At 54.2% G+C, this 8,507-nt stretch carries 7 protein-coding genes and 1 pseudogene; 1 reads left to right on the top strand and 7 read right to left on the bottom strand.

The window, feature by feature from the left end:
* From G9Q73_RS19290 to G9Q73_RS01395, 4 genes and pseudogenes are all read right to left on the bottom strand, one after another.
* Nucleotides 1-223: pseudogene (locus tag G9Q73_RS19290) on the bottom strand (hypothetical protein); the annotation flags it as partial.
* Nucleotides 224-447: 224 nt separating this feature from the next.
* Nucleotides 448-1,224 carry a phosphate ABC transporter permease subunit PstC gene (gene pstC / locus G9Q73_RS19285; protein WP_246344907.1) on the bottom strand — a complete coding sequence of 259 codons (777 nt, stop codon included), beginning with the start codon at nucleotides 1,222-1,224 and terminating at the stop codon, nucleotides 448-450.
* Between the two features lies 1 nt (nucleotide 1,225).
* The gene (locus tag G9Q73_RS01400; protein WP_177418157.1) at nucleotides 1,226-2,302 is read right to left on the bottom strand and encodes a PhoU domain-containing protein; all 1,077 of its coding nucleotides are present in this window, start codon (nucleotides 2,300-2,302) and stop codon (nucleotides 1,226-1,228) included.
* A 310-nt stretch (nucleotides 2,303-2,612) separates the two neighbouring features.
* Nucleotides 2,613-3,491 carry a PstS family phosphate ABC transporter substrate-binding protein gene (locus G9Q73_RS01395; protein WP_246344905.1) on the bottom strand — a complete coding sequence of 293 codons (879 nt, stop codon included), beginning with the start codon at nucleotides 3,489-3,491 and terminating at the stop codon, nucleotides 2,613-2,615.
* A gap of 249 nt (nucleotides 3,492-3,740) precedes the next feature.
* Between G9Q73_RS01395 and G9Q73_RS01390 the strand changes: the two genes are divergently transcribed.
* Complete coding sequence (locus tag G9Q73_RS01390; RefSeq protein WP_177418155.1) at nucleotides 3,741-4,988, top strand: hemolysin family protein; 1,248 nt, start codon at nucleotides 3,741-3,743, stop codon at nucleotides 4,986-4,988.
* A gap of 142 nt (nucleotides 4,989-5,130) precedes the next feature.
* Here the strand turns inward: G9Q73_RS01390 and G9Q73_RS01385 are convergent, their stop codons facing one another.
* From G9Q73_RS01385 to ppk1, 3 genes are all read right to left on the bottom strand, one after another.
* The gene (locus G9Q73_RS01385) at nucleotides 5,131-6,939 is read right to left on the bottom strand and encodes a Na/Pi cotransporter family protein (RefSeq protein ID WP_246344903.1); all 1,809 of its coding nucleotides are present in this window, start codon (nucleotides 6,937-6,939) and stop codon (nucleotides 5,131-5,133) included.
* Nucleotides 6,936-7,418, bottom strand: a complete 483-nt coding sequence (locus tag G9Q73_RS01380; protein ID WP_177418154.1) for a universal stress protein — start codon at nucleotides 7,416-7,418, stop codon at nucleotides 6,936-6,938. Before G9Q73_RS01380 ends, G9Q73_RS01385 begins: the two co-directional genes overlap by 4 nt.
* Before the next feature lie 14 nt (nucleotides 7,419-7,432).
* On the bottom strand, nucleotides 7,433-8,507 hold a 1,075-nt coding region (ppk1, locus tag G9Q73_RS01375; RefSeq protein ID WP_177418153.1), incomplete at its 5' end, for a polyphosphate kinase 1.

Genomic DNA, 8,507 nt, shown 5'->3' with positions numbered 1-8,507 from the left:
ACATTGTACTTCGTTCAGTTACGTATTGCTCTCCCAGCGGCACGGAGGCCAGCAGCGCGACGGCGACGATCCAGATGGTGCCCAGCAGGGCCGGAAAGATGCCGCCCTCGGTCATGCCATTGGTGGGGTCGGTGAACAGGAAGTCGATGGAGATAATGCCTCCCCCCTTGTAGATCAGGGTGCCCAGGATCACGGCCACCGGTACGATCAGGATGATGGTCATCGCATAAACAGGGTTTTGTACAGGCCCTGGACCTTTTTGTTTCTTTTGTTGAGTGCGGATTCTGCAAACATCGTGATTTACCCTTGCGCACGCCGCGGACGATCAGGTCTGCGGTCAGGTTGATCAGAAGGTGACGACAAACAGGAAGCTACCAATGGTGAACAACACCTTATAGTGGGGCGTTCCCACGGCGGTCTCTCCCAGTTCGGCGGCGATGGTGGCGGTCAGGGCGCGCACCGAATCGAACAGGCTGCCGGGATGTTCACCGCGTGGCCGGTGGCCATGAGTACCGCCATGGTCTCACCGAAGCCACGACCCATAAGTACTGCGCCCAGCAGGCCATTTTTGGCTGCCGGCAGAACGGTCTTGAAGATCACCTGCCAACGGGTGGCCCCCAGCGCCTCCGCCGCCTCTCGGTAACGGTCAGGCACCGCTTTGAGCGCATCCTCCGCGATGGAGGTCATGATCGGCGCCGCCATCAACCCCAGGATGATCCCGGCGTTGAGCACGTTGAGTCCCACCGGGACATCGAACAGCTCGATGATCAACGGGTTCATGATGGAGAGTCCGATGAAACCCCAGACCACGGAGGGGATGGCTGCCAGCAGCTCGACCAGGATCTTGAGGTACTCCCGGGTCTTGCCGGTGGCGAATTCGCCGATATAGATAGCTGCCCCAAGTGAAAAGGGGATGGCCACGATCATCGCCAGTCCGGTGACGGCGGCAGTACCCGCGGCCAGCGCCAGGATGCCGTACTCTGGGGCATCCTCATCGCTGGGGTCCCAGAACTCTGAGAAGAAAAACTCGCTGAAGGTGAAATCCTCCAACAGAAAACCGAAGCCTTCCACGGTGATGAAGGTAAAGATTCCGATGACGAAGATGATGGCGGAGATACCCGCGATAAAGACCAGTACCTGGACCAGTTTGTCAAAATACCAATCGAGATTACGGCGGTCAAAGTCCGCCGCCGTTGTTTGTTGTAGTGGATTGACTGCGGACATATCAGGAGGCTCCTTCGCCACGCAGCAGTTCCATCAGATCCTTGACCTGCAACGAGATTGCGCGGTAAAGGTTTTCGAAACCCTGTTCGTCACTGGCCTCCGGCACCGGACCCAAATCCCACTCAAGGGCAGTGCAGTGGAAGGGGATCCCGGGCAGATAGGATGACACATCGCCTTCCAGGCTGACGATGACGTATTGGTCCGAGATCGTGCGCTCTGTCAGGTCTGCCAGCGAGGACGGCTGTACGTTGCTCAGGTTCTGTCCCCGGTTTTCCAGGAAGGAGACCATGTCGGGATTCAGACTGGCGGCGGGCTGGCGGCCGGCGCTCAGATATTCACCACTTTCGGGGTAGTTCCTGCGGGCGATGGCTTCGGCCATCTGGCTCTTGCAGCCATTGTCCTCGTCGATGAACAACACCTTGTAGACCTTGGGCGCCTTCTGTTCCCCGGTGCTGGCGAAAATCGCATCCTCGCACAGGTTCTTGGCCTGATCCGCGACCCTTTTCAATTGGGTGAAAACCACGAAAACGGCGAGTATATCCTTTACCTTGCCGTGCTCCTGATTGCCCATTATTTCAGTGTAGATGCTGTCCAGATTATGTTCCATCTGATCGGCCAACAGTTTGGTGCTTTTGCCCATTTCAGCGTTGAGATCGTTGAAGGCCCGCATGGACTGACGCAGCATCAGCAGGGTCTCGCTGGCCATTCGGTCCAGTTCCCGCGCCATGTTGCCTTCAGGCGGCTTGGACAACTGGGCAGCCTCCCTGGCGATGGTTACTGCGTAGTCACCGACGCGCTCCAATTCCACATTCACCCGGATGACCGAGGAGAGCAGGCGCAGATGACTTCCACTGGGGAGATGGATCGCAATGAACTTATGACAGATGTTATCGATTTCGCGCATCGTCCTGTTGATCGGGAGATCGTTCAGGACGGTGGCGTACGCCAGTTTCTTATTACCGGTCTGCAGGGCGTGTACAGCGTTGGTTACTGCCGCCTCAACCAGTTCTGCCTGCTTCTCCACGCGGTTGCGGATTTTATTGAGGTCATTTTCCAAACGTTCTTCAAGATGGGACATTTGCCGATACTCCGCGCTGGAGGATAAAGCTGAGTTGAGCAGCTTGTCTGCTCAAACGAAACTTATACCCGGAGGGTGTAAAGAAAGTAACTACAGTATAAAAATAGAGCATGTAGGATGTGGTGAGCTTGCGAACCGCATCGTTTGCGTGATTCATCGATTCGCCTGATGCGGTTCGCAAGCTCGGCTCTGGCTTCCTGCTTCGCTCTACCTCCTGCATCCATGCAGTCGTCACCGGCATCCTACACTCTGTTGTTTACTGCGTGAGGGCAAGCGGGGCACAAGGCCCCACTCCTTCAGGTCAGCCTGCTTAGTTGCAGCTTACATTGCGGATCGGTGCATAACCCTTCTTCAGGAGAATGCACTGGCCTTTATCGCTCTTGACCCAGTCGAGATAGCTTCCGATTTCACCCGTGGGCTCGCCGTTGGTGTACATGAACAGCGGGCGTGCAACCGGATAGCTGCGGTCGCTGGCGGTCGCTACGCTGGGATTGATGCAGGCATCGCCGGTTTTCTTGGCGATGCAGGCCATCTTCACATGGTCGGTGGCGTAGGCCAACCCGCTGTAGCCGATGGCGCAAGGGGTCTTTTCGACCAGATCCACCACATCCTTGGAACCGTGCATATCCAGGGTGCCCTGACGGAACTTACCTTTTTTACCCAGAACGGCTTTCTTGAAATAGACGTAGGTGCCGGAGTTGTTCTGGCGGCTGACCACCACGATTTTGTCGCTCTTGCAACCAGGGACTGTCAGGCCTATGTCCGACCACTTGGTTGCGTCGCCGCCGCGAACATAGATGCGCTTCAACTGCTCGAAGGAGAGGGATTTGGCAGGATTGTCATGATGGATATAGACGGCCAAGGCGTCGTAGCCAACCACGTGCTCTACCGGATTCTGGCCCTTTTTCTTGGCCGCCTCCACTTCCTTGGATTTCATCTTGCGGCTGGCGTTGGCGATATCCACGGTGCCGTTGATCATGGCAGCGATGCCGGTTCCGGAACCACCGCCGGAGACTGCGAGCGCCACATTGGGTTTAACGTCGCGGTAGTGTTCGGCCCAGGCCTGAGCCACGTTGACCAGGGTGTCAGAACCCTTATTCTGAATCACGGTCCGATCGGCTGCAGCGGGCAGGCTCGCCAGCAGGGAGGTGGCGGCAAATGCCAGGGTGAACAGGTTTCTCTTTTTCATCATCAATCCTCTGGTATCGATATTTGAGAAACCTCTAAATGAATCTGGGCCACAAGACTGCCATCCCTTATTCGTTTAGAGGTCCCTTAATGCCCGCACACTATATGAAATAATTGTTACCGTTGTGTGACAATGGGAAACCGATCTGCGGTTGGATGCGAAAAAAATCCTGAACTGGTTGTTTTTCACCGTCTTAAAACAGATAATTGCCCAAGGGTCCCGTCTGGGACGGGTATCAATAGGAATTTTGTGAACGATTTTTTAATGCTGTCGGCACTTCTGGTGCTTTCAGGCATATTTTCCGGCTCGGAAACGGCCTTGGTCTCACTCTCCCTGGCGCGAGCCGAATCCTTATACAAAGAGGGAAGACGTGGTGCTCACGCCCTCTATACCCTGAAAACAGATCCCAGCAGAATGCTGATCACCATTCTGATCGGCAATAATGTAGTCAATATTGCCGCTTCCGCCATGGCCACTGTGATTGCTACCGATCTATTCGAACATAATGGACCCGGCATTGCCGTGGGTGTTTTGACGATCCTGATTCTGATTTTTGGTGAGATCACGCCAAAAAGCATCGCTACCCGCTACTCAGAGACGATCTCGCTCATTGTCGCCCCGCTGATGGTCGGCTTCATGCGGCTGATCTACCCGCTTGTCTGGACCTTCCTCCAGTTGACCAATGTGATTCAAGCCAGCACCAGGGCGAGTGAGGACCCTATCGTCACCGAGTCTGAAGTCATCACCATGGTGGGACATGGAGAGGAGGAGGGCGTCATCGAGAAGGATGAACGGGAGATGATCGAGCGGGTCTTCAATTTTAATGACCTGAAGGCTGAGGATGTCATGACACCCAGGCAGCAGGTTTTTCGTCTGTATGCCAGGCGTACCCTGAAGGATGTTCTGCCGGAGATCCTGAAGAATACTTACTCCCGTATCCCGCTGTTTGAGGATGACCCGGATGAGATCGTCGGCCTGGTGATGTTGCGCGAAATTTTCGAGGCGCTGGCAGCGGGAAAACTGGACATGTTGATCAAGGAAATCGCCCAGGAACCTCTGTTTACGCCGGCGAATATTCAGCTGGATGAACTGATCCTGACGCTACGAGGCAAGTCCCGTCATCAGGCCATCGTGGTTGATGAACACGGCACTATGATCGGCGTTGTGACGCTGGAGGACCTGTTGGAAGAGCTGGTCGGTGAGATCTACGATGAGTCCGACGAGAAACCGAACGAATTGACGGAACTCGACGACGGGCGGGTACTGGTGGAAGGCACTGCCGAGTTGCGCGTGATTGAAGGGTACTTCGGGATTGAACTGCCTGGAAAGCCGACAGACACGGTCAACCGCTGGCTGCTGGATCATACCGAACGCATTCCCGATGTCGAAGAGCGATTCGAGTTGGATGGTCTGGATGTCGTGGTGCAGGCTGGTTCGTCACGGCGCATTCACCAGTTGGCTTTGCAAAAACTGCAAACGAGCAAAGACGATTCCTAATACACTTGCCAGGCAAGTAAAGCCGATAACAGGTTGGGTTCTCAGGCATGATCAAACGTAGTGGATCATGCAGCAGACGCGGCACAGCAAACGGCGTTTTGCCGGTTCCGCAAGCTTGAACCGGCCTATAGATTTCTCCTGCTCACTCAGTCTCGACGATCAATGGATCGGCGGTGCTCTCCTCGACAAGTTTTGCTATTCGCTTGGCGAAATAGTAGATGCGCCTGAGTTTCTCGATGATCTCGACCTCAAGAGTATAGGCTTGTAGGCGGTTGGGTTCATCTGCCACCAGTCGAGTGGCTTGATGATTGGTCGCCGCATCAAACAACTGCTGTACAGTTGTCTTCATGCCGATGACCTGGTCGGCACGATTCGTATCCTGCAGTTTAACGGCTTGCAACGCGAGTTCGACAGCTTGAGAAACCTGTGTGTGAAGATGATTCAGCATGCGTTGGGTTTCCTGACTTATCTGTAGATTTTCCTCGAGACGTTTATAACCTAAGCCCACTAAATCGGTTTCGATGAGGTCAGCAAGATTTTCCAGGTTATTGATGGTGGACATCAGGTTTAAGACGGTTTCTGTCTGTTTTTGGTTGAGTCTTTCTCCACTTAATTTGCCCAGATAACTCACTATTTGTGCGTGAAGTGCATCGACCTTGTCGTCCATTTCGCCTATCTCTGCGAGCAGTTTGCGATCTCCGCCAAGCAGGGCCGGCATGATCTGATTCAGCATTTCCCTGACCTGCTGTCCTGCACGGCTTATCTCCAGCCTGGCCATGTTCAGCGCCAGCGTTGGAGTTTCCAGTAGTTCCTCATCGAGAAAACGGGGGCGTGTGATCTGCTCCTCTTCCAAAGGCCTGTCTGGTACGAGTCTCTCCACAATGCGGCCAAACGCGCCGATGAAGCCGATAAAGATAAGCGTGTTGGCAATATTAAAGATGGTGTGGGCGTTTGCGATTTGGCGGGGTGTATCAGCAGCCAGTTTTGCCGTGCCTGTCAGTTCGCTTGAAGTGGGGGAGATAAGCAGAACCAGGTCGGCCAGATAATCGATGAATGCAACCCAGAGCAGGACACCCGCAATGTTGAAGATGACATGCACCAGTGCTGCGCGTATTGCCTCGCGTTTCTTGCCGATGGATGCGAGCATGGCTGTGACACAGGTACCGATGTTGGCGCCAAAGGCCAGTGCAATGCCTGCAGGCAGAGTGATGAATCCCTGACTTGCCATCACGATGACGATACCCGTTGTGGCTGAAGAAGACTGGATCAGTGCGGTGAAGACGGCTGCAATCAGAATGCCAATCAGCGGGTTTGCCATCGTTGCCATAAGATCGAGAAAAGGCTGATAACTGCGCAGGGGGAACATTGCGTCGCTCATCAGGCTCATGCCGAAAAAGATCAGACCCAACCCCAACAGCATATTGCCGTAGTGGCGGATCTTGTCCTGTTTGGAGAAGAACCACGTGCCAAAACCAAAGGCAACCATCAACAGCGCGTATTTGGTAACCTTGAAGGCGACGATCTGGGCGGTGATCGTAGTGCCGATATTAGCGCCCATGATGACCCCGATCGACTGGGCCATCGACATCAGTCCGGCCGAGATAAAGCCCACCACCAGCACAGTTGTTACCGAGGATGATTGGATTATTGCGGTAACGAAGGCACCTGTCAGAGCACCCATGAATCGATTGCTGGTCAGCCGGGCGAGTACGACCTTCATACGTTCGCCGGCAACCAATTTCAGTGACCCGGCCATCTGTTCCATGCCAAACAGAAAGAGTGCAAGCCCGCCCAGCAGCCGAACCGACATGTCCCACCAGTTCGGTTCGGTGAGGAGATCATTGGCGGCAAAAGCCGGTATAAAGAGGGTAAAGAGCAGCAGTCCCATCCCAAGTTGCTGGATGCCGTTTGGTTCAATAAGCCAACCGGAAAGTGGTCTGGTAAATTTCATTCTTTGACGATTGTGACCGGAATAGGACAGAGTTTAATGACCTGTTCTGCCTTCGATCCCATGAGAATGTTTTTGAGTCCACTGCGGCCTTTGTTCCCCATGACCAGCAATTGAGGTTGAAGCTTTTCGACCACCTGAAGAATCTTAGTGACTGTCAGGCCGGATACCAACATGACATCAGCTTTTTTGATCATGCTTTTGAGTTCCGGGTTCTCTTTAATGAGTTTGGCCAGGAACTCATCCATCATCTCCTCTGCAATCTCTTCCAGGCGCCTGAGGATCTTTTTCTCACCCTTGATCTTCTTGGAGGCATAGTAGCCAGGAGAGCTTGCCAGGTCGTGTACCACATGCAGGATGGTGAGATTGGTGCCGATGCACTTGGAAATATCTGCCGCATATTTCAAGGCGGCCATTGCGTGGGGAGAGAAGTCGATGGCGACCAGAACATTCTGTAGCATTTTGTCCTGTGGTTCAGCCATGATTCCTCCCCTGGTTAACTGTTTTTCAGTCGATACTGAAAATGATTCACAAGTTTTTCGCGCATCCGCTTCTCATTGTGTCTCTTTGCTGCTGCAAGGCGGCGTTTAGCAACTCCGATAAGGGTATCCTGAGCATTGAGTGAATTTTCGTTATTGGCTGGCTTGCGCTGTACATAGCTACCGTCGGCCCGCATGTCCCAGGCGGAACGCTGGTCACTGAGCTGCACATCAAGGGTCAGCCTTAACTCCTGCCGCAAGGCGGAGGCCTCAACGGGAATCAGTACCTCCACCCGGCTCTCAAGATTACGGTGCATGAAATCTGCAGAGCCGATGAAGTACTCTTCGTCGCCGCCATTTTGGAAATAAGTGATGCGTGCATGTTCCAGAAAACGTCCCACAATGCTGATCACTTTGGCTGATTCGCTCAGCCCCGGAATACCGGGCCTCAGTCTGCAAGTGTCGCGTACGATGAGGTCAACTCGTACACCCGCTGTGGTTGCTTTATAGAGGGCTTTGACGATGTCGGCGTCCTCCAAGGCATTCATCTTCATTTGGATCAGCCCCGGCTGCTCTGCCGAATGCAGCCTGATTTCCCGCTCGATCTTTTTCAACAACATCTTTTTCAGGGAGTAGGGGGCGGCGAGGATCTTGCGGTAACTCGGAGGTGGGGAGTAACCGGTAAGGTAGTTGAAAAGTTCCGTAAGGTCCTGGCCAACATCCTTGCCGCAGCCAAGAACACCCAGATCGGTATAGAGGCGCGCTGTGCCGGCATGGTAGTTGCCGGTGCCAACGTGGTAGTAGCGGCGCAGTTTTGCGTAGTCACGCCGCACCACCAGGATCAATTTGCTGTGGGTCTTCAGACCGATGACGCCGTAGGTGACGTGAATACCCGCCTGCTCAAGCCGACGAGCCCAGCGGATATTGGCGGCCTCATCGAAGCGGGCCATGAGTTCGACCAGTACGGCCACCTGTTTTCCATTGCGGGCGGCCTGAATCAAGGAGTTGAGAATGTTTCCCTCCCCGGAGGTCCGGTAGAGGGTCATTTTAATCGCCAGCACCTTGGGATCTTCTGCTGCATTCCTCAGGAAC

The sequence above is a fragment of the endosymbiont of Lamellibrachia barhami genome (assembly GCF_011947365.2).
Taxonomy (GTDB): Bacteria; Pseudomonadota; Gammaproteobacteria; order Chromatiales; family Chromatiaceae; genus QGON01.
Note: the sequence above shows the minus strand (reverse complement) of the source record. Positions and strands in the feature narration are given on the sequence as shown.